The 24,613-nt window shown below is 46.8% G+C and carries 24 protein-coding genes; 10 read left to right on the top strand and 14 right to left on the bottom strand.

Annotated elements, in window-relative coordinates:
- Positions 1-111 precede the first annotated feature (111 nt).
- Both ACJJIE_RS05650 and ACJJIE_RS05645 read left to right on the top strand, forming a co-directional pair.
- Positions 112-1,329: a BCCT family transporter gene (locus tag ACJJIE_RS05650; protein WP_444893863.1), complete on the top strand. Its 1,218-nt coding sequence runs from the start codon at positions 112-114 to the stop codon at positions 1,327-1,329.
- Positions 1,330-1,392: 63 nt separating this feature from the next.
- On the top strand, positions 1,393-2,103 hold the full coding sequence (locus ACJJIE_RS05645; RefSeq protein WP_444893862.1) for a TorF family putative porin: 711 nt from the start codon (positions 1,393-1,395) through the stop codon (positions 2,101-2,103).
- Positions 2,104-2,157: 54 nt separating this feature from the next.
- Here the strand turns inward: ACJJIE_RS05645 and ACJJIE_RS05640 are convergent, their stop codons facing one another.
- A complete protein-coding gene (locus ACJJIE_RS05640; protein WP_444893861.1) occupies positions 2,158-3,825 on the bottom strand; it encodes a BCCT family transporter in 1,668 nt (555 codons plus the stop codon).
- 290 nt (positions 3,826-4,115) lie between these two features.
- Here ACJJIE_RS05640 and ACJJIE_RS05635 point away from each other — a divergent pair, with 290 nt between their 5' ends.
- The gene (locus ACJJIE_RS05635; RefSeq protein WP_444893860.1) at positions 4,116-5,027 is read left to right on the top strand and encodes a M15 family metallopeptidase; all 912 of its coding nucleotides are present in this window, start codon (positions 4,116-4,118) and stop codon (positions 5,025-5,027) included.
- 30 nt (positions 5,028-5,057) lie between these two features.
- Here ACJJIE_RS05635 and ACJJIE_RS05630 read toward each other — a convergent pair whose 3' ends face one another.
- A complete protein-coding gene (locus ACJJIE_RS05630; protein ID WP_444893859.1) occupies positions 5,058-6,755 on the bottom strand; it encodes a BCCT family transporter in 1,698 nt (565 codons plus the stop codon).
- 260 nt (positions 6,756-7,015) lie between these two features.
- Positions 7,016-8,074: a DNA-binding protein gene (locus ACJJIE_RS05625; protein ID WP_444893858.1), complete on the bottom strand. Its 1,059-nt coding sequence runs from the start codon at positions 8,072-8,074 to the stop codon at positions 7,016-7,018.
- 192 nt (positions 8,075-8,266) lie between these two features.
- On the opposite strand from ACJJIE_RS05625, the gene ACJJIE_RS05620 reads away from it, so the two are divergent.
- Positions 8,267-9,277: a tyrosine-type recombinase/integrase gene (locus ACJJIE_RS05620; protein WP_444893857.1), complete on the top strand. Its 1,011-nt coding sequence runs from the start codon at positions 8,267-8,269 to the stop codon at positions 9,275-9,277.
- Positions 9,278-9,306: 29 nt separating this feature from the next.
- On the opposite strand, the gene ACJJIE_RS05615 is transcribed toward ACJJIE_RS05620, so the two are convergent.
- The 5 genes from ACJJIE_RS05615 to ACJJIE_RS05595 form a co-directional block, all read right to left on the bottom strand.
- Complete coding sequence (locus ACJJIE_RS05615) at positions 9,307-9,762, bottom strand: macro domain-containing protein (protein WP_444893856.1); 456 nt, start codon at positions 9,760-9,762, stop codon at positions 9,307-9,309.
- Between the two features lie 358 nt (positions 9,763-10,120).
- A complete protein-coding gene (locus ACJJIE_RS05610; RefSeq protein WP_413665761.1) occupies positions 10,121-10,402 on the bottom strand; it encodes a hypothetical protein in 282 nt (93 codons plus the stop codon).
- A gap of 78 nt (positions 10,403-10,480) precedes the next feature.
- A complete protein-coding gene (locus tag ACJJIE_RS05605) occupies positions 10,481-10,840 on the bottom strand; it encodes a hypothetical protein (protein ID WP_444893855.1) in 360 nt (119 codons plus the stop codon).
- A 385-nt stretch (positions 10,841-11,225) separates the two neighbouring features.
- On the bottom strand, positions 11,226-11,897 hold the full coding sequence (locus ACJJIE_RS05600) for a hypothetical protein (protein WP_444893854.1): 672 nt from the start codon (positions 11,895-11,897) through the stop codon (positions 11,226-11,228).
- Between the two features lie 168 nt (positions 11,898-12,065).
- Positions 12,066-12,656, bottom strand: coding sequence for a hypothetical protein (locus ACJJIE_RS05595; protein WP_444893853.1), 591 nt, complete (start codon positions 12,654-12,656; stop codon positions 12,066-12,068).
- A gap of 253 nt (positions 12,657-12,909) precedes the next feature.
- Here ACJJIE_RS05595 and ACJJIE_RS05590 point away from each other — a divergent pair, with 253 nt between their 5' ends.
- Both ACJJIE_RS05590 and ACJJIE_RS05585 read left to right on the top strand, forming a co-directional pair.
- A complete protein-coding gene (locus ACJJIE_RS05590; RefSeq protein WP_444893852.1) occupies positions 12,910-13,659 on the top strand; it encodes a flavodoxin family protein in 750 nt (249 codons plus the stop codon).
- Between the two features lie 238 nt (positions 13,660-13,897).
- Positions 13,898-14,743, top strand: coding sequence for a mechanosensitive ion channel family protein (locus ACJJIE_RS05585; protein ID WP_444893851.1), 846 nt, complete (start codon positions 13,898-13,900; stop codon positions 14,741-14,743).
- A gap of 81 nt (positions 14,744-14,824) precedes the next feature.
- On the opposite strand, the gene ACJJIE_RS05580 is transcribed toward ACJJIE_RS05585, so the two are convergent.
- Together ACJJIE_RS05580 and ACJJIE_RS05575 are read right to left on the bottom strand one after the other, a co-directional pair.
- Positions 14,825-16,021 carry a M12 family metallo-peptidase gene (locus ACJJIE_RS05580; protein ID WP_444893850.1) on the bottom strand — a complete coding sequence of 399 codons (1,197 nt, stop codon included), beginning with the start codon at positions 16,019-16,021 and terminating at the stop codon, positions 14,825-14,827.
- 271 nt (positions 16,022-16,292) lie between these two features.
- A complete protein-coding gene (locus ACJJIE_RS05575) occupies positions 16,293-17,183 on the bottom strand; it encodes a LysR family transcriptional regulator (RefSeq protein WP_444893849.1) in 891 nt (296 codons plus the stop codon).
- Between the two features lie 58 nt (positions 17,184-17,241).
- Between ACJJIE_RS05575 and ACJJIE_RS05570 the strand changes: the two genes are divergently transcribed.
- Complete coding sequence (locus ACJJIE_RS05570) at positions 17,242-18,051, top strand: SDR family oxidoreductase (protein ID WP_282932764.1); 810 nt, start codon at positions 17,242-17,244, stop codon at positions 18,049-18,051.
- Between the two features lie 77 nt (positions 18,052-18,128).
- Positions 18,129-18,626 (top strand): DUF1097 domain-containing protein, encoded by a 498-nt coding sequence (locus ACJJIE_RS05565; protein WP_444893848.1) that lies wholly within the window; start codon positions 18,129-18,131, stop codon positions 18,624-18,626.
- A gap of 129 nt (positions 18,627-18,755) precedes the next feature.
- On the opposite strand, the gene ACJJIE_RS05560 is transcribed toward ACJJIE_RS05565, so the two are convergent.
- The gene (locus ACJJIE_RS05560; RefSeq protein WP_444893847.1) at positions 18,756-19,496 is read right to left on the bottom strand and encodes an alpha/beta hydrolase; all 741 of its coding nucleotides are present in this window, start codon (positions 19,494-19,496) and stop codon (positions 18,756-18,758) included.
- Between the two features lie 892 nt (positions 19,497-20,388).
- Here ACJJIE_RS05560 and ACJJIE_RS05555 point away from each other — a divergent pair.
- Positions 20,389-21,270, top strand: coding sequence for a putative selenate ABC transporter substrate-binding protein (locus tag ACJJIE_RS05555; RefSeq protein WP_444893846.1), 882 nt, complete (start codon positions 20,389-20,391; stop codon positions 21,268-21,270).
- A 45-nt stretch (positions 21,271-21,315) separates the two neighbouring features.
- Here ACJJIE_RS05555 and ACJJIE_RS05550 read toward each other — a convergent pair whose 3' ends face one another.
- The gene (locus ACJJIE_RS05550; protein ID WP_282932759.1) at positions 21,316-22,248 is read right to left on the bottom strand and encodes a LysR family transcriptional regulator; all 933 of its coding nucleotides are present in this window, start codon (positions 22,246-22,248) and stop codon (positions 21,316-21,318) included.
- A 101-nt stretch (positions 22,249-22,349) separates the two neighbouring features.
- Here ACJJIE_RS05550 and ACJJIE_RS05545 point away from each other — a divergent pair, with 101 nt between their 5' ends.
- Complete coding sequence (locus ACJJIE_RS05545) at positions 22,350-22,943, top strand: FMN-dependent NADH-azoreductase (protein ID WP_282932758.1); 594 nt, start codon at positions 22,350-22,352, stop codon at positions 22,941-22,943.
- A gap of 118 nt (positions 22,944-23,061) precedes the next feature.
- On the opposite strand, the gene ACJJIE_RS05540 is transcribed toward ACJJIE_RS05545, so the two are convergent.
- On the bottom strand, positions 23,062-23,814 hold the full coding sequence (locus tag ACJJIE_RS05540) for a class I SAM-dependent methyltransferase (RefSeq protein WP_282932757.1): 753 nt from the start codon (positions 23,812-23,814) through the stop codon (positions 23,062-23,064).
- Between the two features lie 480 nt (positions 23,815-24,294).
- Positions 24,295-24,579, bottom strand: coding sequence for a hypothetical protein (locus ACJJIE_RS05535; protein ID WP_444893845.1), 285 nt, complete (start codon positions 24,577-24,579; stop codon positions 24,295-24,297).
- Between the last annotated feature and the right edge of the window lie 34 nt (positions 24,580-24,613).

Genomic DNA, 24,613 nt, shown 5'->3' with positions numbered 1-24,613 from the left:
GCTCTGGCAGAGATTTGACTGCCCCCTTCAACCGCGACGGGGATACTCAAATCTCGCACAGCAACGCCCTTGAGGGGCGCCGGCATACCAATAACTAGCTGGAGACTCAGCATGACAGCTTGGCTTTCTGCGGGATTATTATTTACCTTCACGGCAATAATTTTCTCGCTGATTAAATGGGGAAATGTGAAGATGGTCGGGGTGACCCCGGTCAAAACCTTCACTTTTATAGCGATCCTTTTCACCTCCGGCCTCGATGTAGGCCTGATCATGTTCCCCCTCACCGAGTTCGGTGGCTATGCAGACCTAGCCGCAAACCCAGAATATGGCTTCACCAACGCACTCGCGATTGAGTTTGGTTTTTGGGCCTTCCTGATCTGGGGTTTCTACTTCCTCACCTGTTTTTACTTCTGCATTATCGAGCCCAAAGTTAAATTCTTTGAGATCGGCCTGGTAAAGCTGATCAACAACGTGGTGATTATCGGTACCTGCGCGTTTACCGCCTACCTGCTGCTCAGCAACTTGCCCTGGTATCTGCCACAGGTTGGCGATGGTGAAACCATTGTTGGTACCTTCTACCTGATCGTATTTGCCGTGATCGCCGCTGCGGTCTACTCATCCACCAGCCTGCGCTATGTGCGCTTCCTCAGTCTGGCGACTACCTGGATGTTTATTGGCCTGATCGCGGTAATGTGGGTAGGCGCCTTTACCGGTGAGAACGGCAGCGTTGGCGACTTTGCTTCCACCTTTGCACTGCTCGGCGGTTACTTCGGCAATATCCACAAGTTCGTACTGCCACTGAATGACTACCACGAGTTCTACCTGTTCTGGTGGTTTGCCTGGAGCATTATGATTGGCCAGTTTACCTCCCGCTTTGTGGGCGGTCTGCGTACTTACCAAGTGCTGGCGGCGATGCTGATCTTCCCATCCATCCCCATCGCACTGTGGTTCACCGTGCTTTACTACTACTCCAGCCAGGGCCTGGATACTACTGGCTTCTATAACTTGGCCATGATCATTGTGGGCATTACCTTCGTGATCAACTCGCTGGACTCCCTGATTCGCCTGTACACCGACAACCTGGGTATGACCGTTGCGCGTCTGGGTAAGTGGAAATACTTCGTACTGAACCTGGCAGCAATGAGCCTGCTCACCCTGCTGTTCAAGCTCGACTTCCTGCAAATCCAGTGGATCGGTGCCCTGGTAATTGGCATTTTCTTCTGCTGCCTGGGTTACATCCTGGTGAAACGCTTCGGGGCGGTAGCAGCTATCGACTCCTCGCCTAAAGAAAACAAGATCGACTTTAGCAAGATCGAACTGGCGAGCTAACTGTTGAAATCCCCCGCCTGGTTTGGCGGGGGCTACAAAATATAAATAAGTGGTATTTGAACAATGAAATCAACTTTGAAACTTTCTGCACTGACCTGTGCTTCCCTGCTGGTGCTTGCCCAACAATCTCAAGCGGAGCTGTCTTCTACTGTTAATCTGACTACTGACTACACCTTTAACGGCGTCAGTCAGACTCAAAACGACCCAGCACTGCAAGCCAGTCTGGACTACGGGTTCGATAACGGCTGGTATATCGGCACCTGGGCTTCCAACGTAGACTTCGGTGGCGATGACGATACCAACTTGGAGTGGGATTACTACGCTGGTAAGTTTATGCAGCTCACTGACAAAGTGAGCCTGGATACAGGTATTGCCTACTACACCTATCATGGTGATAGCGCTTCTGATGAAGGCAATTATCCAGAAGCCTATGCCAAATTAGGCTACAGCTCTAACCTGGGCGAATCAGAAGTTAATGGCTGGTACAGCTGGGACTACTTTGGTGGTGGCGGTAGCCACTACATTATGATGCTGGCGCACACCTTTGAGTTTGCAGAGGGGCACAATGTTCGCTTCAGTGTCGACCGCTCTACCTCCACCAATTTGGACAATTGGGACTGGGACACTAAAAAATCGTACAACCACTACCGAGTGGAGTATATGACCTCCCTGGAAGGCTTTGATTTCAATATTGCCGCCGAGAATACTAATCTTGACTGGGGCATTGCTGACGAGCGAGTTGTCTTCTCTGTTGCACGCACTTTTAGTCTTTAAACTATAAGTGCAGCTGGGGCCTAAAAAGCCCCAGCATATCTTACTAGCCTGCTCTCAGGGTGCTTCTTCTTTCCCTCTCCGGCTAATCTTCTTTACAGATTTCATCACAACTTGCCCTGATGCAGTATTTCCACTCCAAGCACCTTCCCTAGCCGCCCCTTCCAAAACAATTTCCCTTTCAAGGGTAACAGGGTGCAAATTCAAGTCATGCCGAGCAACTTTAACCATTGAGATACACAGCAAGAGGGCAATCAGCAGCAAAGGGACACCGGCGATAATGCTTGCCGCCTGCAATGCTTCCAGCCCTCCAATAAGCAACAAAGCAATAGGCATTATTGCCAGCGCGAAGGCCCAGAAAATTCGATTCCAGCGAAGCGGCTCTCCATGGACCTCTTTCTGCACAACTGCGGCAAGAATATAAGATATGGAGTCAAAAGTAATGACCGTAAAAACCAGTGCGATCAGCGTATACAGCAGCACGACTAACTGGCTCGCCGGCAACTTATCTAAAACGGCAAAGATCACGGTATTGGCCCCCTGCTGATTCAGTATTTGTACCAAGTCCAGCTCACCCGAAAAATGTAAATAAACGCCGTAGTTACCTAGCACCATAAAAAATAAGAAGCAGCCAAAAGTTCCAAAAAATAGCGACCCAAGAATCATTTCCTTGATAGTCCGCCCTCCGGAGATACGCGCAATAAATAAGCCAATACTCGGAGCAAAAACCAACCACCAAGCCCAATAGAAGACGGTCCAGTCCTGGGGGAAGCGAGTATTGGGAAACTGTTTAAAATGAGAGAAGGACTCAGTCCAAGTGGCCATTTGCAAGAAGTTATGCAGCGCTCTCCCCAGGGAATCCAACCCACTATTGAGCATAAATAGTGTTGGTCCCGCGATAAACACGAAGAGCAGCAAGACGAGCGAGAGAAAAATTGTAAAGTTTGATAGGACACTAAGGCCCCGCTTTACGCCGGCAAGAGCACAGTAACCAAACAATAGCGCACAAAATATCAGTGCCCCAACCTGAAATCCCACCCCAGTAGGAACCCCAAATAGCTTATGCAATCCCAATATAATCAACGGCGCCGCAATACCAAGCCGTGTAGCCGCGCCCCCTAACATGCCAAATACCAGTGAAGTATCGATAAGCTTACCAATGGGCCCTCCCACGCTACGATCACCCAATACTGGCGCGAGCGCTTGGCTTAATTTTAGAACCTTGCGTTTACGCACATAGTAGTAATAGGCAATTGGCAGTGCGGGGATCAGATAGATAGACCAGGCCAGCGGCCCCCAGTGAAAGATACCGTAGGAAACTGCCCAGCGCGCAGCTTCAACTGAGCTTGCTTGAACCTGGAATGGAGGCTGTTGGTAGTAGTAGATCCATTCAACCATCGACCAATACAAAATAGAGGCGCCAATACCGGAAGAAAACAACATGGCAGCCCAGGATAGAGTTGAGAATTCGGGGCCCTCTTTCCCCCCTCCCAACTTTATCCTGCCGATGTCACTAAAGGCGATATACAGCACAAATAACATCGCACCTAGGCCAAGCAGGAGATAAAAGACCCCCAACTTCTCTGTCACCAGATCTTTAGCTGCCAATAAGCATAAAGAACCCGCCTCGGGAAAGAGGATCAAGGGCACTGTCGCCACTAGTAGCAATGTAAAAGAGCCCCAAAAGGTGGGCTTGTCTATGAGGTCTTTTGATCCCCTATTCAATAAGGGTCCCCTCTTGAAAAGATTTTCTCGAAGAAAGTGGAATTAAGCTGGCTATTTAATTGATCACAGCTTGGTGATTTTATAACCCCCAAAAACAAAACCGTTGAAAGTAAAAGCGCCAATCTTTAACGCAAGCACTAAACTGCCATTGGTCAACGGCAGGCACGACGTGATTAGTACCCCTCTGATTGCTGATTTAGAAGGCCGAGTGCAATTCAAGTGTGAACAGGATGCGCATACTCAAATACTATTTGAAACGGGGCTTTCGAAAAGGAATACCGAGAATCGATATGTATAAGAAGGCTGTCGCCGCCATCGCGGGCTTGGTGCTATTTGCATGCACCAAGGACCAGGCCAGGAATATCGATGTTAATGATTTTGAACCTGAAGCAAAGACAGGTATCTATGACATATCCCAAGAAGACTGTGAGCTAATGAGGCTCCGGCAGGTACTTCGGAGCAACTCCCCTATTGGCTGTGAAAGGCTGAAAAGAGTCGTCTTCGACTATGCACCTCTCTTTGATACCCCTGCTCAGGATAATGCTGGCATCGGAGCTGATCTAGACCGCAGAGGCGCTGTTGTTGTACTTGATATCGTTGCCGAGAACGTCCTGTCTTTATTTGGCGAGATATACCGATCTCGCTTTCCAATACAGTCAGCCATTCCTGTCGAATATTTTACTCTGCAAGAGCGAATGGCGGATGATCGAAACAACACGCTGGCCTTTGACTCGCGTCCCATTACAGGTGGGAGCAGATGGTCTGAGCATGCTTTTGGTGTCGCTATTGATATTAATCCCCTACAAAACCCCTACCTGTACATTGATAAACACACCCGGGCCAAAGTCATCCCTAAGGATGCAACAGAGGGATATTTAAACCGGGCAAAGTTCCGCCCGGGAAAGCCAGCCCGTATGGGGATGTCTGAAGATGTAACCACAATCTTTGCCAGGCATGGCTTCGCTGTCTGGGGTGGAGACTGGAATGTCCCGATTGATTATATGCACTTCCAGGTTGGTTCCCGTCAGTTTATTAATCGCCTTGTAACTTTGCCAAAGGAGAGTGCAAAACAACTATTTAACCGATATACCCAGCAATTGAATCGCTGTTTTGAGGAGAACAGCTCGATAAAAAGCGCTACTCACCTCAGAAAGCATTGTGTAGATAAAGTGGTATCAGAATTTGATGGAGAGCAGGAGTGAAAACGGCGCCCTCCTCCTGCTGCCCAACTATTAAAGTCGAGACGGATGACTTCCCGGATCGCCCTCTATATGGGGTTTGTCATCATGGGATACGCCGTGCTCTGCCTGGGCAGGAACCTCCCAATTCCCCTCTTCTGTCCACGGATCATCCTCTGGAAACTCTTCAATATAGATTTCCTTCTCTTCATAGCTCGGCTGGTAGCGCAGGTCATAGTGAGCGGCTTTCACAATCGATATGCACAGCAGCAAAGCAACAACTAAAAGCGGCACGCCACCGATCACGCTGGCAGTTTGCAGCGTATCCAGGCCGCCCAAAAACAGCAGCGTTATCGGCATCAGTGAAAGCGCAAATGCCCAAAACAGGCGGTTCCATCTAGCCGGCTCTTCATCAACCTCTTTCTGCACAACAGCGGCAAGAATGTATGAGATGGAATCGAATGTAGTTGCAGTAAAGATGAGGGCGAGCACCGTATACACCAGAATCACCAGCTTACTGCCAGGAAGTGTCTTGAGTGTGGCAAAAATTGCAGCGGTTGCGCCCTGCTCATTTAGCATCCCCACCACATCCAGCTCACCGGAAAACTGTAAGTAGACGCCGTAATTCCCCAGCACCATAAAGAACAGGAAGCAGCCTAAGGTGCCATAAAAAATGGAGCCAACCACCATGGTCTTGATGGTCCTCCCTCGCGAGATGCGCGCAATAAACAAGCCGACACTGGGAGCGAAAACCAACCACCACGCCCAATAGAAGATGGTCCAGTCTTGGGGAAAATGGGTATCCGGGAACTGCTCAAACTCTGCAAATGGTTCAGTCCAAGCGGCCATATGGAAGATGTTATCCAAGACACGACCCAGGGCATCCAAGCCGGTGTTCAACATAAATAAGGTGGGGCCAACCAGGAAAACAAACAGAAGCAGTACAATAGACAACCACATATTCAGGTTGGAAAGTGCGCGGATACCCTTCTTAAGCCCAACAAAAGCGCTATAGCCGAAGATTGCCGTGCATATCATCAGCACTACAACCTGGGTTCCCAGCCCGGTGGGCACGCCCAAGAGTTCATGAGCCCCCTGAGTGATCAGCGGCGCGGCTATTCCCAGGGTCGTAGCGCCACCGCCCAACATGCCAAAGATAAACAGCACGTCGATCAACTTACCAATCCCACCTTGGGCACGCTGCTCCCCCAAAACGGGCATCAGTGCCTCGCTAATTTTCAGCACGCTGTGATTTCTAACGTAGTAGAAGTAGGCAATTGGCAGAGCGGGAATCAGGTAGATGGACCACGCCAGCGGGCCCCAGTGAAAAATACCGTAGGCAACAGCCCAGCGCGCAGCTTCGGGTGTACCTCCTTCAACCTGGAAAGGTGGGGTTTGGTAATAGTAGATCCACTCGACCATGGACCAATAGAGAATCGATGCGCCGATGCCGGCACAAAACAGCATTGACGCCCAGGATATGGTGGAGAACTCAGGGTTTTCTTCAGGTGTTCCCAGCTTGATCTGGCCGATATCACTAAACACGATATAGACCATAAAGAGAATTGCCCCGACACCCAGTGCCAGATAGAAAACCCCCAGCTTGTCGGTAACGAAACCTTTAGCGGCTAAAACCCAGGCGGCACCAACTTCGGGGAACAGCACCAGTGGGATTGTCACTGCCAACAGCAGCGCCAGTGAACCAAAAAAAGTGGGTTTATCGATGATTTCTCTGAAATGATTGGACAACACTTGCCTCCCAAATGCCTTGTGAACCGCGGCAAATAAAAGCAAGGGGGACTTTATATAAGGAACTTTATTATGCGGTGTTAGTGAGTAGGACTTATATAAGGATAGGTAGATCAACTACAGCTAAATTTGCTCTTACTTATCTTTAATAGTACCAGCTAGTAAAAGTATTTCAATTTGACAGATGTCACATCTGTTTAGGTGCGACAACCAATTGAACTGGGGCTATCAACTGACGACCGCCCCAGCCTGCAGGTTCTGAGCTACTGCTTACCCAAAGATTTTTCCAGTTGAGCAAACTGTCCTTGTAGCATTGCCTTCTCCTGTAGAAGGATACGATTCTCGTCTGACAAGGTCTCTATCCGGTCTTTCGCAGCACCCAGTTCCGCATCCAGCCTTTCCAGAGATACTTGCTGAAGCTGAATCTCTTTCGCTTGTCCTACACCGCTGCTCTGGAGGCGGGCAACCTCATCCTGTAGTCGTGTAATTTCAGAAGATTGGAGTTCAGCGCTTGCCGCCTGCTCTTCAGCCTGCCGCTTATAGTTTGCTGCTTTGGTTTGAGCGGCGCCTATATTTTCACGCAACTCCTGCTTTTCCCGGTTGAGCTCAGTAATTAATGCTTGCCCCTGTTTATACAGGAGATCCTGCTCAGAAATCCTCTGTTCCGCCAACCCAAGTTGCTCCGTCAGTGAGGCCGCCTGCCCCTTAAGTTGCTCACTGGAAGATCGAAACTGATCTCGCTCGTGCTGCCGGTCTGTAGCTGTTCGTTGCTGGAAGTGCTCAAAGTGCTCGCGCACATCGCGATTCTCCTGCTTCATCTCTTCAATTGAGGCCTTCTGCTCCTCAACTCGAACCGAGGCCTGCTCCAATTGAAACTCACTTTTTTCCAGTTCTGACTGAGTTTCACCCAGGGTAACTTTGAGGCGGCGCCTCTCACCTTCAGAAGCTGAAAGCTTCTGCTCCAGTTCGCGAATCAATGCGGTTTGCTTGCTACTGGTCTCTTGAGCTTCATTTAGTCTCTCTGTTATCTCCAGCTCTTTAGCTTCAAATTCCTGCTGAACCTGCTCCACTCTTTGGTCTGCATCGCCCTGGATACGCTGATGAAGCCCTTTCAGTGCCTCCACCAAATCTTTAGGCAAGCCGCTGACATCAGTGCTGCTGGAACTCTCGCTTTTCCACCGTTTTAGAAGCGGCGCAATTGTACTTTTACTCCCAGTCCCCAGATGAGCGCGCACCCTATCAACTGTCGGTTCCTCCCCCCGGGCCTTAATCGCCTTTGCTGCTTCAAAAATGTCCAGATAGGTGACCCCTGTGCGCGCCATTAGCCTTTCCTCAGATTATTTTGTACTAAATTACGTATTACGTAATAATACATAATATATAAAAATAAACCAATTCTTGAATTAACCCATTTAACCTTCGATAATGATTCTTATCGAAGGTTATAAAAGTAAGAAAGCCCCCATTTAACGTACTCTCAGTACAAATGGTGCTTTTCAGGTGACACAAAATTCATGAGAAAACAGCCCCTGGCCTCAACCAAAATCCAACCTCAGTCCCAGCTCAGCAGTACATCTACCGGAGCTGGAGCACTTCTGACTGAGGATGACATTCAGAAGTACCTGCGAGCAGCGACTTCAGACAGCACTCGCAAAGCCTATCGGTCTGCCATTCGCCAGTTCGAGAAATGGGGAGGCCGACTCCCCACCGATAGCCATTCACTGGTTAGCTATCTATTGAGCCGGGCCGAGCAATTGAACCCACGCACCCTGGATTTGCACCTAACCGCCATAGGCCAGTGGCACCTTTATCAAGGCATTGCCAACCCAGTCGCTGAACCGCTGGTACAGAAGACCATGCGCGGTATTCGCCGCACCCACGGAAAGCCCAAGCGAAAAGCCAAGGCGCTGAGCCTCGAAAACATTGCCACCCTTACCCGACAGTTGCGCTCTCAGCCTGATTCCAAGAAGAAGGCCCGTGACTTGGCGTTGGTGCTGGTAGGTTTCTTTGGCGCCTTCCGGCGCAGTGAGTTAGTAGCGATCCAGGTTGAAGACCTGATATGGGAGGAGGAAGGCCTGATTATTCGCCTACCAAGATCAAAGACGGATCAAAGCGGCCAGGGAATGATGCGCGCCCTCCCCTACGGCACCCCTGAAATCTGCCCCGCACGAGCACTAAAGTCCTGGCTAGAGGTTAGTGGCATTAGAGCTGGGCCAGTATTTCGGTCAGTCAATCGCTGGGATACGGTGCAAAGTCGGCAGTTAAACCCCACAGCTATCAACGATCTACTGAAAAATCTCGGGGAAGCCTGCGGTTTTGACTTTGTTGCCGAACTCAGCAGCCACAGCTTTCGCCGAGGCCTGTCCACTACCGCAGCGCGAGAAAAAGTTGGCTTTGAGCTGATCAAGAAGCAAGGTGGCTGGAAGAGTGACGCCACTGTCTGGGAGTATATCGAGGAGGGGCAACAGTTTACCGACAACGCCTCAGCTATCTTGATGAAGAAGATGTCGGAACTACTATCTTAAGAAGCTGTTATTGACCTGCTGGGTGCTTGTTACGGCACAAACTTAACAAGTGTGTGATTTTCGCCTTCAAGTTCATTTTCTATGATGCTGGAAATTACCTCCCAATCTCCACCGGCAAGCCCCGCACCTATTAGAGGATACCCAATCCTCTTCCCCGGAAAATCTTTCTTAACTTTGGTGAATACACTGCGTATAGCCTCATAATCCGCCATTACCCCCTTACCTCTCCAGTGAAACTGAGTGTAAGCATTGACGACCGTAAAGCTGGCCTCTAACTGTGATATGTAAGCACTTGAATACGTACCCAGTTTAAGTCGTGAGCCTTTTTCTGTACCCAAGTCTGCCTCATAGGCTTCAGGGAAAAGCTTCTTAATAGTTAAGGCTATCCCCTTTCCCATTTGGCACTGGCAGTTGCACCCATGAACAATTACATCAAAATGACCCTCAAGTGCCATTTTGGTCAAGTCACCTTCTACTACGTTCATTCGCGACCTCTGGAAATCTAAAACGCCTCAATAACCCTTGGCTCGTATTCAGTGAGCTAAGGTGCAAGCTGTCTAGCGCAATTGCAAACCCTCTTGATTGATTATTGCCCTCAACTAAAGGCGGTCTCAAATCTTGGCTTATAGATAGAAGCATGCTTGTTGATAGACTTAAAGCATCGGATGTGACAGAAAAATCGTTGTATATCTAGCTTTTCCGTAGACTGATCAACATTGGCTACAAGATCTACTGCACAAGGATCAAGTCCCCCTTGATTTTCAATATGCTTCCCGCACAAAAAGCACTGATAACTTTTGTTATCTCTCATAAATGAATAACTTTTACACTTGTAATACTAACTTACCCTACGCTCTTCGTACGATTAGATAAATCATACTTTATTAGCGCCGCTTTCAGGTGTTTTGCAGACTTAGATGTTTCATTCAAAAACCACAAGACTTCACAAACAAGAAAGAAGAATGCGATTCCAATTAAAAGATAGTCTTTCTTTACTATCCCATAGATTGCTGCCGCACAAAGCGGAAATATATAAGGCCAGTATGCAATCAAAGTTCGCTTCAGACTCGGATCTTCAGCAATGCATTGAGCTACAACAGCTCTCTCTTCTGGGGTCAATTTCACAACTAATCTCTTGATATTCTTGTAAGACGGCGATTATTTCTATCCGTGTAGCAAGCTCGCCCCCACGAAACCTTAATGTTATTTTTCAAGCGAATCTGGCCAGACTGCGACGCATTGTCGATAATCCATTACCTTATATTCTTTAGTCAAATACACACAATTTTCACCATCAACTGATACAAACCTCTCCCCTTCAGGTAATACATATATCGGGAGCAGCTCTACAATATACCTTTGATCCGTTGAGCGGGCATTGTACACTATTTGCTCCGCAGCTTTCTTGTGACTAACTTGTTTGTAGTAAAATTGGCGAGCCTTATCAACTGCCATAGCCAACTTGGGCGTTACAATGTAATCCTTGCTAGGTATCCACTCTTGAAGTGCTTCCAGCTCTTGGGGCAAACACATCAAAGCAAAGTAAAATGCTGTACGCTTCATTTAAATACCAGGAAGCCCGAAAATACATGTAATGGATTGTTTTTCACACATTTATCATAAACCTCTTAGTGGTTTTACTTTTCTATAGAGATTAAAAGCCATCCCAAACGAGCAAGGCAGGCCAGAGGGCTGAGCCAAAGCTCTGCTGGCAGGTGATTGATATTTGCACCACCACCGCTGACCCCGCTACTTACTCTGAATTGAGTAATTTCTATAGTCACGCCAGTATCGAGTAAAATTGCTACATCAGAAACTGTAACTATAAAAGTGATAAAATAAGCCCTATTATTTGGAAGACTAATTGTTCTTTAGAGTGACTCACTCTTGATACTTATAATGCTCCCATAACAGCCGATCTAAGCAAACTTAAAGTGCTCTACTGCAGTTAATTGGCTGGATATGCCTCCCTAAACCGCAGGCCAATTGCAGAGTACACATATTCAGGCTTACCGCGCTCTCGCAGGTATTTCTCAACCTTTTTATAGGGGACCAGTAAAGCTATGTCATCGCGATCTATTAGAGCAGCATACCACCCGATTTTCGCCACTTTATTGCTGACACATGATAAGCCCGGGTTAACAAACTTCATGTAACGGCCACTTTGATATCCCCAGCCATGTAATAACTGAACAATTACTACATCAGGATTAGCTTGATCACCTGACACCTCTAAAATCTTAACCACCGCCAAGTTTTTATCATTAGCAATATCTTTGTAGTTTAAGCCAGTTTCCGGATAAATATATTGAAATTCACCGTAAGGCGTTGTAGGTGGAATAATTGTTGGCGGTGGGTAATCACAAGCCAGTGCCTTCGGCACCGCCAAAATCAGTAAAGATAGAGTTAGACCATATTTCATATTTGTACCCCACAAAGCTCCTACAAGCGGCAGTCTTGCTGGGAGTGGGCTTTCGTCTATAAAGTAGCGATAGTTGATAAACTTGCTAAGTGTTCTATACACCAAGCTTAACATGCCATCACCTGCACCTAGATTATAAACACCACCCAGCATGGGCTTGAGCCTCTCTGGGTGCAGCACTCCCCCTGCTTGCTTCATACGAACAAAATCAACGATACCTCAAGAGAAAGGCAAACTAAAAAGGTTCGCCTGGGGCTGGAAACGTAAGTGTTGGCTAATTAGTAAGCGATACGAGCATCATTATTGCCTGATGATTATGGCAAATGAATATACTGGGCTACAAAACCGACGATAACACCAGCACCTTTACTGCTTGCTATGGGTCTCATTGAAGATTGATTCCCAATCCTGATCAAAGGTCTCGGGTATCGATGAGGATGACCTCCGAAAGAACAGAACCCCAACGTGAGCTTCATGACCCTGCCCGGCAGAATGATCAGCTGTAACCTCTTCAATAAAGCCGCGCATAGTGCCACTGCCATCTAAGGTCAAATTTGTAACGCTCTCATCGGACACATCAACAGCTACCAATTGAATTCTATTGCCACTCTTCATATAGGCAAAGATACCGATATCCTTGGCTATAGTGGTCTCATTCACCTTCTCTTCAACTGCAGTTAGTTGGTGTTTAACATCCGGCTTCTTCGTTACCTCAAGATAGCGACCACCACCACCCACCCCTGTTTGCTTGAGAACTTTAAAAGTTCGGCAAATCTGCCCCTTTTCTAAGGTAAAGGCGTCTGAGCTGTGCTCGTAAAAAATAAACGACTCACCTTCAATCGCACACCAGACCCCTTCCAGGGAATCTTTGGCTTCCGATTGGGCATTGGCGTGAGTAGCAATAAGAGTCAGAAGCACTGAGAGCAACAGAAGTAATAGCTGATTGATTATTTTCATGGTGACTTCCAAGGTGGTAGTCAGTCAAATATAGGCGCAGTTTTACGGTTAGATAATCCCGGGGCAAGCCGAATCACGCCAATAGTAATGATCCCAAGCGAACCCTGGATGGATAAGTCGAAGCCTGATACCCGCAAGTTATGTGGGCTAACACCGTGTCGCAGATCTATTTGGGTAAAGTTCAACGGATCCTCTTTGAAATCACGGGATTAGAACTCAGGCTATTATCTAAGTGGTGGCAAGGAGGCCCAAAATGACGACGTTAAATCAGAAGCAAATTGAAGACTGCAAGTCTAGTGCGTCGGACTTCTCCGACCTCAAGGCACTATTCCTCAACTGCACTCTAAAGCCTACGCCTGAACTCTCCCATACAGACGGTCTAATTCGCCTATCCAGGGAAATCATGGAGCGCAACAAAGTCTCAGTTGAGGTTTTACGCCCTGTTGATCACGATATCGCTTTTGGTGTTTACCCGGATATGACGGAGCATGGCTGGGACACTGATGAGTGGCCACTGCTCTATCGCCGGGTTGAAGACGCAGATATCCTGGTTATAACCACGCCGATCTGGTTGGGAGAGAAATCCTCTATCTGCACCCAAACTATAGAAAGGCTCTATGCGAACTCAGCTGACCTGAACTCTAAAGGCCAGTACGCATACTACGGTCGGGTGGGCGGCTGCCTTATCACCGGCAATGAAGATGGCGCAAAGCACTGCGCCATGAATATTCTCTACTCTCTACAACACCTTGGCTATGTTATCCCTCCCCAGGCAGATGCGGCATGGGTGGGAGAAGCTGGCCCCGGCCCCTCGTATCTTGACCCCGGTTCCGGTGGCCCACAAAACGACTTTACCAATCGCAATACCACTTTTATGACTTGGAATCTGATGCATATGGCGCGAATGATAAAAGATGCTGGGGGCATTCCCGCCCACGGTAATCAGCGCTCTGCCTGGGATGCCGGCTGTAAGCCCGACTTTCCTAACCCTGATTATCGATAGAAACATCCTGCATTTTTAACTTTACAGAGCTAAGCAGCCTAAAGTTGTTGCTGTTTGGCCATGTCCATCCGTATTTACAAAATCCTATTTACAAGATGTAGCACCAGGGATAAATTCCCGCCTTCTTTGCTCCCATTAACACCCACCTGCCCGGCATAGCACTCCTTTCTCCATAAAGGGGCTAGGCGTTGCCATATGAATTGGTGGTCCAGTAATTCCTGTGAGGTCCCTGTCCCGAATGAAACCAGAGTTCTTAGCGCATATCCTGGATAGCAAATTATTTATCACCATATGCCTGATCTCAGTAGTGATGTTATTACGTGGCCTGCTCACGCTAGTAATAGCACGAAGTAGTTGGCAAAAAGCGGATAAGCGCCGCCGTATCAATACCGTACATAACCTTGGCAACTTGTTGTTGGTAGTTGGCCTGATGGCAATTTGGGTAAGTGAACTCCGGGACTTTGCCCTATCCATTGCCGCTTTCTCTGTGGCAATTGTATTGGCACTGAGAGAGGGGGTGCAGTGCCTCGTTGGTGGCTTGTACCAGGCAAACATGCGCTCGTTTACCGTGGGAGACTGGATTAAAGTCGGCAATCAGTTTGGTGAAGTCACCGATAGTGACTGGCTCAGCACCACCCTTTTGGAGATCGATCCGCACGGTTTGGGCAATGGCTATACAGGAACAACTCTGTACATCCCTAACAATGCCTTCTTTACCCAACCGGTAAAGAACCTGAACTTTATGCGCCGGTATATCGAGCATACCTTTTCGATTACCCGGGAAAGCAAAGGTATGAATCCATTTGAAGCCAAGAAGTTTATCTCTGAGCGACTTAAAGAACACTGCGAGTCCTTCCGTGAAGTTGCCGAACGCTACTGCAACCTGATCGAGAATCGCATGGGCGTTGAGCTGTCAGGGCCTGATGCAAAAGTCTGTATCACAACGAATGAACTCGGCCATGATGTAACCACGGTAACCGTATTTTGCCCCCGAGAGGAAGCCACCAATATCGAACAGTTGGTGACTGAAGACTTCTATAACTTTTGGTTCGAGAAGACCAAGGACGTGGAGTCTAAAGCTTAACGCAGTCGTATTAAAGGGTATCGGCGATTGAAGCCGCTAGCAGTTCTGCATTGCTAGCGGCTCTTGTATGAATTTGTGCCGTTAACTTTCCCCATCAACCCGGAAGTTGGCAACCTCCCAGGCGCGCTCACGGATAACCCGCGCATTATCCTCTAGGTTGGAGGTGCCTGTAGGGTCTCCATCTATTGTGATATCCGGGTTGGACCACTGCTGAATTCTGGGGCCGCCTCGATCCGATGGGCAATTGTAGGCCATCACACTCCTCCAAGTTGAAGGGGTGGTATTGCAGTAGCCGTGGCCATATTCAAACGGCTCCATATTCGAATCACTGTAGATAATATGTCGGGCTCCCAGCAGGTGGCCAATTTCATGGGCAAAGCTGAAGTACCCCGTTGCACACCCTTCCCTTGCGAAAGCAAAAGCTGTTGATTCCGACGCGTAGATCATCTTAGCCAATCCACATGATCCGCTGTACAAATCATTGCCGGTTAAAACAATCATTACATCTGCACTATACAAGTCTCTTAGTTCGTATAGCTCTTTGGTTTCTGGGTATGCGTCATTCGAAAAGTACTCGCGGTCCACATAGAAGCTACCGCTTTCTGCATAGCTGGTTCTATAAGCGTGAACAATTTCTACCGAGGTATCGACTTCACTATTGGCAAATGAAACATTGGTTTCCTCTTCCAACAAATCCATGTAAGCGGGTACATCACCGGCATCTGCCTCAAAAGCATCGGTATAAGCGACTATAACGGTTATTTTTCCACCAGAGTCAGTAGTCGCAATTCCTGAGGTTGTGTTTAGCGCACCAACCTTGGAAGTAAAATCCATCTCTTCGAAGTAGTTACTATCATGGTCGACAAGTGAATTGTCTGGAACCTCAGCGATTGTAACCGCACCTTTTCCGGCAGGCCTCACTTTGTAGAGCCTACCTTCAGATTGAATTGAGCCAACAATTCTACCGTTGTTCTCGGCTATGGTAATAAACCCTTTTCCATCCTCGGAAAATGCAGATAATGAAGCCCTATTTTTTGTTGATCGAATATTTTGCAAGGTAAACCGTTGCTTGCCGAGCTCACTGGAAACCTCAAGGGTACTACCGGGCTTCAAGCTAAAAATCTTATTATTTAAACTTTTTTTAGCTTTATGTGAGATTAGATTTGATCTACTTTCACTCATGGAAGATTCAAAAACAACATGCACATTTTCTTCTGAATGAGCGCCAAATGTAGAAAATAGCAACACGAAAGGCGCAAGAACTTTAAAGCTTTTCACAGACATACTCCCTGTATCTGCTTCTCGGAAAATCAATTTAGAAAGATCCGCACTAAAGATGAAAATAAATCTGTTAATGCAGCCTTTCAAAGGCTGAATAGAAATATTTATTGAAATCCGCAGTGCGCGGCTACTCTATATGATTTTTAACTAAAAAAATATTCTTACGCCTACCAATAATTTAACTTCGCAAATTTTTGACAAGTTACTATCTGAAGAGCAGATAACTTTTTGGAAAATTAAATTCAAATGGGAGCTTAATCACAATCCTTTAAATGGAAACTGAAAATATTTTACTTAACCACTCAATAAATGCTCTAACCCTGGGAGATAAAAAGCGATTCTGGGTGAACACAACCGATACCGGCTCGCTGGGCGGGCGAAAATTGGGCAATATTTCAACTAAATTTCCAGCATCCAACTCTTTTTCTACATGAAACTTTGGAAACTGAGCTAATCCGAGCCCCCGCTTAACGCCATCCAAGTAACTCTCTGTCCCGGTTACCGTCAATTGCGCCGAAACTTGCAACGTCTCTACCCTATCGCCAAGACAAAAAGAGAGCGGCGTAGACTTCCCAGTCGTTATAGAGCGAAGCGCTACAACACGGTGACCATTCAGTTGCTCCAAAGAGCTTGGGTGGCCGTAGTGTTCCAGGTATTGCGGCGATGCGCATGTAAGCCGTTCCAGCATGGTTAAACGCCTGGCAATCAGCTCACTATCCGCCAAGTGTCCATAGCGAATAGCACAGTCGACCCCTTCTTGGACTAAGTCCACCCATCGATCCCCCTCACTCATTACCAAAGAAATGTCAGGATACTGGGCAAAAAATTGGGGGAGTTGCGGCATAACAAAATGACGGGCAATAGTTCCTTGTACATCTACCCGCACCTCACCGCTTGGCAATAAACTTGTAAATGCCCCTTCTGCCTCCTCTACGTCCGCAAGTATTGAAATACAGCGCTGATAATACAGTTCCCCATCCAGTGTTGCCCTGACCTTGCGAGTCGATCGCTGCAACAATCTGACTCCCAGCCGTTTCTCTAGCCGGTTGATCACCTGAGTCGATGTCGACCTCGGAATCCCAAGGTCAGTAGAAGCGGCTGTAAAACTGCCCCGCTCCACAATCCGCACGTACAAGCGCATCGCATCCAGCTTATCCATATCGCCCTATTGTTTGTTTATTTGGAACAATAGATTCCATTTTAGCCGGATTATCTACATGAATAACACGAATAGTATGGAAATACAGCCAAATCAGGGAGCTGCAAGGGCGGCTCCAGTAATCACTACGGAGATCATTATGGGGAAAGTGGCACTGGTAACAGGAGCTTCCCGTGGCATAGGCGCGGCGATCGCCTCTCGCCTGGCAAAGGATGGCTTTACCATTCTGGTGAACTTTGAAAGTAATATTTCAGCTGCCGAAAAGTTGGTAAACCGCATTGAAACCGAGGGTGGCAAGGCGGTTACTGCCCAAGCCGATATCAGTGATCAACAGGCGGTTTCACGCCTATTCAACTCGGCAGAAGTCACCTTTGGCGGAATCAATACTGTCATTAATAATGCGGGCATTATGAAACTAGCCCCTCTGGCAGAATATGAAGAAGCTGATTTCGATCGTCAGGTAGCTGTAAATCTTAAGGGCACCTTCAATGTCATGCGTGAAGCCACCGCAAGGCTTCAAGAAGGTGGCCGGATTGTCAACTTATCCTCGAGTGTCGTCGATTTGTGTATGCCGACTTACAGCGTATATGCGGCGACCAAGGCAGCTGTTGAAGCTCTGACCCAGGTAGTCGCCAAGGAATTGCGAGGGAGAGATATCACCGTGAATGCCGTCGCCCCAGGGCCTACGGCTACCGAGCTCTTCCTATCCGGAAAGACTGATGAAATGGTGGGAACTCTTGCCAAAATGTCGCCACTTGAGCGATTGGGAAGGCCTGAAGATATTGCGAATACCGTTGCCTTTTTAGTCAGTGAGCAAGGTGGCTGGATCAACGGCCAAGTTATACGAGCCAACGGTGGAATTATCTAGCTTCACAGCCAATGCCCGCTTCAACTTAACAATCTCCAACTGATCGTTATACCAGTTGGAAAGAGGACTAAAAACCAATGGTCGATCAAGCCCAAGTACCGTCGGCTAAATACATCAGGGATACCCTTATCGCTGCAACTATTGCCAGTGCAGCAGCATTCACTTGCTCTATGTTAGAACTACCACCCTGGGCTATGTTTGTTGGCTGGGTTGCTTTCTTTTCACAGCCAGGCTCTGCCTTCAGCGCAATCTCCAGTGGGATTTGTGTTGCTCTGGGAATATTGATGGGGATGACAGCAGCTATAGTTAATGCCCTATTGCTACCAATGATGGGCAATATTGCCTTCGCGATTATAGTGTTTTCCGTTGCATTTGTGGTGGTATCACTTAGAGGACTGCCACTTGTAGGTAATATCATTGCCTGGTTTTTAGGGTTAATCACTTTCTTTGCAGCCCATCCAGCCAACGTTCTATCTGGAGTGATTGGGCTGACAATAGTGACCGCTCTAGGCATCCTCGCCGGCTATTGCTGCTCCTACCTACAATCTCTTACTGGAGAAAGTAAAGCTAATTGATAGTCAGGGAGTCTCGGCATAATTCAGTAATATCCTACAGGACTTAAGAGGCTCCCCGATTTTAAGCTGGTAATCCCAACTTATGTTCAAAACTATATAAATTGAGCGCTAAGTCGTATCCCCCCTCTCTCAATTCACACCGCAAATATCCAGTATCTTATCCATTAGGTCATTATTTCTACTACTTAACATACGCGATACGGTATAGTGGTTTCTATTTTTCAAAAGTATATATTCGTATGGGCTGTTCGTTTGCTGTAGCTTCCCACAGTATCTTTTTGACTGATCAATAAATTCCGCAGTCTCATCATCACCTACTGCAACAATCGCTTTAGTGAAACATCTTATATCACCAAAAATGGGACTCAAATTTGTAACATCATCTTCTGTTAAACGTAGAGATTCATTGAGATAAGACTGCCTCATCTTTGTTAAGTCATACAGCCCGCTTAACATAATAGCGCCACTAATTGAGCTCCGGACTTCAGGTGTCCACTCAGATTCTAAAATTTTAGCCACAAGGAATGCCCCAACAGAGTGACCGCAGATCACAATATTATTGGGATTGCCATTCCAGCGATCGATATTTTTATATATCCATAAGAATGCCTTTATATTTTGCTCAATAATTTCTTTAACACTGACGGCGGGCGCCAAATCATAGTTGACCAAAGCAACTGTACACCCGGCCTCTACAAAGGGCTTGGCAATATACCGGTATTGCTTTTTATCTAGCGCCCGGAAGTACCCTCCGTGGATGAATACAAATACCGGTGCACTGGGGGATTTAGCAGGAAATATATCTACTTTCTCACCGGAGCTATCTCCGTAGCTGATATCCAGCGAGTTTCTCAGGGTTTGCGTGGCCAAATAGCTTTGTAGCCCATTGATTAGCAGATGGGCTCTACCAAATGGGTGCCGCTTACGCAGATTAAACTGATCATCATACTCACTCATTTACTCTGTCAACTCCGCAATTACCGGCTTAAACTGCCTATTTTACACCAAAGGAACTCTCTAGAGTCTGAAGAACCTCTAAGCAAGTTCGTGACTCCTCTGGCTTACGGGGCAATTCATGCTGAGGCGAGGCTTATCTTTCAGGAGGCAGGTTTATGGGGTACTCCTCGAAACACTGAGGATGGACATTCAAACCTCTTTCGGACCGATGCCCCTATATGAGCTAGGCCAGCTTAATGAACGCGTAAGTCTACTATTAGCAGTTCGAAGAATAAGTATATTTCGTACAAAAGCTATTCAACAAAGAAGGAACCCCTGTAATAATTAAGACCTACAGAGTATTTAAGGAGCCTCTGAATAACTCCATAATGCCTCTGCGGGTCTTGAAGGCTGCAGATGTTAGGCGCAGCTCGCCGCGAATGGCCTAGTCCTTTGCAAGAGCTGCCACGCAGCAGCTGTGGCCTTCAAGGCCCGCCCTTCGGGGCTTGCAGAGCGATTCACACTCCGCGTTGCGACTTCTTGAAAGGTCTAGACATTCCTGCGAAGCCGCGCCTTGATTGTGAACCGCTCTGCATGCCAGAGGTATCACGGAGTTATTCAGAGGCTCCTTAACAAACAAATATCTGCCAAATATATTAACAAGCCAGATATTGCGCACAAAATTATAAGGCCATCTCGCTTTTATTAACCCAAATAAAGAAGATGTAATTTAGTCAGGTTTTCTGATCTATATATAACGCCTATAGTTAAACTTTTAGTTTTATCCTACAAATTTTGAACTACTGATCCGCAGAGGACCAAAAGAATGTTAAAGCGTTTAACCGTGTCTATTCTAAGCCTCGTTATACTGTGCGGCGTACCCTTCGTATCATCTCAAGAAAACCCAAAACCTTTTGTTTTCACTGCCATTCCAGACCAGGACCCGGAGCGCTTACAAAAACGCTTTGGCAAAGTTGCACAGTATTTGTCCGACACGCTTGGGGTTGAAGTTAAATACTTACCGGTGAAGTCCTACAGGGATACGGTTGAAGCCTTTAAAAATAACAAGGTCCAATTGGCCTGGTTTGGCGGATTTACTGGAGTACAGGCCCGTATTGCAGAGCCTGGCGCTAAGGCCATTGCCCAGGGAGAAGGAGATCAAAATTTCACCTCCTATTTTATTGCGAATAAAAGTACAGAACTCACTCCCTCAAAAGACTTCCCCCCTGGTATTGAAGGTATGACATTTACTTTTGGCTCAGAGCACTCCACTTCTGGACGTCTAATGCCGGAATACTTTATTCGAAAAGCGTTTGGTAAGCCCCCTGCCGAGGTGTTCAGCCGTGTGGGCTTTGGAGGTGACCACTCCAATACCCTGGATCTTGTGCAATCTGGGAAGTATCAGGTTGGCGCCCTAAATCACAAGGTGTGGGAAAATGAAAAGAAAGCCGGCAAAGTGGATGAAAGCAAAGTGCAAGTGATCTGGAAAACCCCAGGATATCCAGATTACAACTGGACAATTCGGGGGGATGTCGATGAAACCTGGGGCAACGGCTTCTTAGACAAGGTCCAGCAGGCGATTTTGAATATGCGGGACCCTAAACTACTTGCCGCATTTCCCCGCAAAGGGTTTATCAAAGCCGATAACTCAATGTACCAGCCAATCGTCGAGACCGCTCACGAAATTGGCTTGTTGAATAATGAGTAAGCGAATTAGGTTCAAACTGTCCCTACTAACCAGTTCACGACTTAGCTAAGAAGCCTCCAGGGGAGTTAAACCCTTCAAACGGTCCTTGATAATAGCCGCCAATCTCCGTGCGCCGGGACCGATATCGTCCCGGTTAGGGAGGATCAGGTACATAGGGACCTCCCTTTTACTTCCTCCCTGGAGGGGCAAGGGCTTCAAGCTTCCTTCAGCGAGTTCATTCAGAATTTTGTCTTCTGGTAGCCATGAAAAACCGTAGCCTTTGCAAGCGGCGCCAATCAAAGAAGACATACTACTTAGAGTCCACCGCTTAGCCACTTCAACCGTGAGCGTTTTACTACCACTCTGGGGGTTCGTATCCCGAACCACCAGGTGACGATGATTGCGTAGGTCATTCATAGTTAGCGGGCGGTCCAGCTCATGCAGGGGGTGCTTGGGATGGGCTACCGGGATTAGACGTGCAGGAGCTGGCAGTAATTCACCGTTGTAGCCCAGGGGAATTCTGGGGCTTATTGCAAAATCAACCCTTCCCTCATTCAAGGCTTCTAAAGTTCCACTAATCACCATCTCATGCACTTCAATACGAGTCTGGGGGCTCTCTTCGCCAAAAAGTGCAAGGCAATCCAGCAACAACCAAATTGGGAACAGCACCTCCACGGAAATCGCAATCTGGGACTCCCATCCAGCCGAGGCCCGGCTGGCGGCCTGCTCCAATGCAGAAGCATCCTCCAGTAATTGCTTTGCGTGACGGTAGAGCATCTCACCAGCGGGAGTCAGAATCGCCTTGCGCCCGCTAATAGTGAAAACTGCTACAGCCAGTAGTGATTCCAACTTCTGCACCGAATAGCTTACCGACGACTGACTCTTATGCAGAAGCTCGGCGGCCTTTGCATACCCTCCCCCTTCAACTACCGCTATCAAGCAACGCCACTGCTCAAGAGTGATCTTTGGGTTTGATAATTGCGCCAACTGTTGTTTCATGATCGAATTTTTCGATGTAAATAAGCAAATAATTCTAATTTTTAATCAACTTAATGAATGTTTCAATAGCTTCATACAAAGTTAGTTACGAGGAAGCAGTCATGGCAAAGGTACTCAACATCAAGTCCAGCCTCTTTCGAGAGAACGGCCAGTCATCTCAACTTACGGACAATTTCATAGCGAGCTGGAAGGCTAAGAACCCGGAAGATGAAATCATCCATCGTGACTTGGTATCCGAGCCTGTACCTCATCTGAGCCTGGAGCACTTTCAAGCCCACAATACGCCAGCTGATAGCCGTTCAAACAAGCAAAGTGAAATTGCAGAACTTTCGGACAAACTGATCGAGGAAATATCATCGGCAGATATGCTGGTGCTAGGTATCCCGATGTATAACTTCAACATCCCATCTAACTTGCACACCTACTTCGATTTTATTGCGCGTGCCGGGGTAACATTCCGATATACCGAAAACGGCCCTGAGGGCTTATTAAGGAACAAAAAGGCCGTCGTCTTTATTTCACGGGGTGGTATTTATGGAGACGATCATCCCCAAAGTAATTATCTTCGACAGTTCCTTGGGTTTATTGGTATTACTGATGTGGAGTTTGTTTATGCCGAAGGTCTGGCAAAGGGTGATGAAGCAAAAGAGAAGGCGCTGGCAGCTGCGAAGAAGCGTATTGCTGAACTTGTGTGAGATTCGGAGATAACCAAGTTCTTATGTGAGTACCTGAAGGGGGAAACTAACTCTCCCCCTCTATTTAAAAAAATGGACAGATTATTGTTTAACCCATCCTACATATATCAAATCTCATTTAGAGCTTCTTAAAATAGAGTGTTACCCCAAGTGCACCGCCATGATCTGTAAAATCCAAATAGCAATGTGACATAGCTTCCCTTTGAACTTGGGAAAGCAACTTGTTTAAATCATAGTTATTCATTTGCATTCTAGGAGCCATAAAAGGCTCGCCTTTAAGAAGGTTAAGAATATTTCCTACAAAAGGCACAGCACTGCTCAGAAATGAAGTCAATCTTTTTAATTTTGAAGTTTTAGTGTATGAAAAATGGGCAACACAAATTCCACCCGATTCTAATTTATCAAGCAGAAGACTAAATAGTCTTTGCCCTTTTTTAACAGGGATATGTTGAAACACGATAAAGGAGTGGATGAAGTTAAACTTCCCTTGAACTAGAGAGAGGCTCTCATCAGCTTTCACGAATTCAATATTACTTAAGCCCTGCTCGCGACTATTTCTTTTAGCCTCCATAAGCATCGAGTCAGAAATATCAACTCCTGTAACATCTTCAGCAATATACGCTAAAGGGATCGCTACTCTTCCAACTCCACAGCCAAAATCAAGCGCTCTCTTGACGACCAAAGCATCATCTACATGCTGTTTCACTTTTGTGAGTGTATTATGGACATGGCTTTGTCCCGTTTTAAAGAAATCTTCCTTTACACTATCTGTTAAGTTTTCCTTCCTAAATTTTTCCTCGGTTAGAACACCATAATAAGCATCATCTTTGCCAAATTTTTCCCACTCTTTGTCAGAGTCAGCAATAAACATCGATATTCTCCCGCTACTACCCCGCTCACTCCAAATCTAAGATTATTTGAAATAAGCAATTCCATTTGACCTTGAATACGAAACGATTGTATCAAGAAACGGTTTCCCAGAACGAATATTTTCAGAGTACCAATGTACCAATTACATTCTCAAGGAACTCAAAACATATTGACTGCCTTAGCGAGCCACGCCCTACTCAGATTGAGTAGTTTCAATAGCGGCTCTAATCTATTTAGCTGTACCTTGATTCCATAATATATTATATGGCTATATAGCTAAGCATAAGCAATCCACCCAGGCACTACTTTTTGCCAACTGAATCATTAGAGTTTGCGGGCTTGTAATAAAAACACAGAAAACCCCCTTCTTAATACAACTCAATGCGTCGAATCCCTGCAACTCTAATTAGGGACTCTAAGTTTGAGGCGGTGATCACGCAAAAGAGTATTTGTTTTTCAGATGTGGTAAAAACACTATTGTTTAGCTGTTCACCGCATCATCCATATACTTCACTGACTCACCAATAGAAATAGTGAACACGCCGGCATTGCCATTAATATATTCACGCTTCCATGAATTATAGCATTCCTCATAATCAGGTATCTCAGACTCCCCCATCAGTTCAGATATGCTTACCCCTGGCGCCTCAATTAGAAACGGCATATGAGTAATTTCCTCAAAGACCTCTCCACTAATAGGGTTATTAATCTTTATACCTGAAATCTGAACATGCACTACCATTGAATCGTTCTTAAACTCTTCCATTTTTACTCGCAGAATATCAAATAAGAGTAAGAAG

The sequence above is a fragment of the Microbulbifer maximicatervae (SeqCode) genome, assembly GCF_052467325.1.
The sequence above is the reverse complement of the archived record's forward strand: the minus strand, read 5'-3'. Positions and strand labels throughout refer to the sequence as shown.

Coding starts and splice junctions, on each gene's coding strand:
- ACJJIE_RS05625 (WP_444893858.1), bottom strand. CDS start 8,074: ATGGCGCGCACAGGGGTCACCTATCTGGACATTTTTGAAGCAGCAAAG.
- ACJJIE_RS05615 (WP_444893856.1), bottom strand. CDS start 9,762: ATGAACGTAGTAGAAGGTGACTTGACCAAAATGGCACTTGAGGGTCAT.
- ACJJIE_RS05590 (WP_444893852.1), top strand. CDS start 12,910: ATGACGACGTTAAATCAGAAGCAAATTGAAGACTGCAAGTCTAGTGCG.
- ACJJIE_RS05645 (WP_444893862.1), top strand. CDS start 1,393: ATGAAATCAACTTTGAAACTTTCTGCACTGACCTGTGCTTCCCTGCTG.
- ACJJIE_RS05595 (WP_444893853.1), bottom strand. CDS start 12,656: ATGAAAATAATCAATCAGCTATTACTTCTGTTGCTCTCAGTGCTTCTG.
- ACJJIE_RS05650 (WP_444893863.1), top strand. CDS start 112: ATGACAGCTTGGCTTTCTGCGGGATTATTATTTACCTTCACGGCAATA.
- ACJJIE_RS05585 (WP_444893851.1), top strand. CDS start 13,898: ATGAAACCAGAGTTCTTAGCGCATATCCTGGATAGCAAATTATTTATC.
- ACJJIE_RS05600 (WP_444893854.1), bottom strand. CDS start 11,897: ATGAAGCAAGCAGGGGGAGTGCTGCACCCAGAGAGGCTCAAGCCCATG.
- ACJJIE_RS05545 (WP_282932758.1), top strand. CDS start 22,350: ATGGCAAAGGTACTCAACATCAAGTCCAGCCTCTTTCGAGAGAACGGC.
- ACJJIE_RS05565 (WP_444893848.1), top strand. CDS start 18,129: ATGGTCGATCAAGCCCAAGTACCGTCGGCTAAATACATCAGGGATACC.
- ACJJIE_RS05535 (WP_444893845.1), bottom strand. CDS start 24,579: ATGGAAGAGTTTAAGAACGATTCAATGGTAGTGCATGTTCAGATTTCA.
- ACJJIE_RS05635 (WP_444893860.1), top strand. CDS start 4,116: ATGTATAAGAAGGCTGTCGCCGCCATCGCGGGCTTGGTGCTATTTGCA.
- ACJJIE_RS05555 (WP_444893846.1), top strand. CDS start 20,389: ATGTTAAAGCGTTTAACCGTGTCTATTCTAAGCCTCGTTATACTGTGC.
- ACJJIE_RS05620 (WP_444893857.1), top strand. CDS start 8,267: ATGAGAAAACAGCCCCTGGCCTCAACCAAAATCCAACCTCAGTCCCAG.
- ACJJIE_RS05575 (WP_444893849.1), bottom strand. CDS start 17,183: ATGGATAAGCTGGATGCGATGCGCTTGTACGTGCGGATTGTGGAGCGG.
- ACJJIE_RS05550 (WP_282932759.1), bottom strand. CDS start 22,248: ATGAAACAACAGTTGGCGCAATTATCAAACCCAAAGATCACTCTTGAG.
- ACJJIE_RS05605 (WP_444893855.1), bottom strand. CDS start 10,840: ATGAAGCGTACAGCATTTTACTTTGCTTTGATGTGTTTGCCCCAAGAG.
- ACJJIE_RS05540 (WP_282932757.1), bottom strand. CDS start 23,814: ATGTTTATTGCTGACTCTGACAAAGAGTGGGAAAAATTTGGCAAAGAT.
- ACJJIE_RS05570 (WP_282932764.1), top strand. CDS start 17,242: ATGAATAACACGAATAGTATGGAAATACAGCCAAATCAGGGAGCTGCA.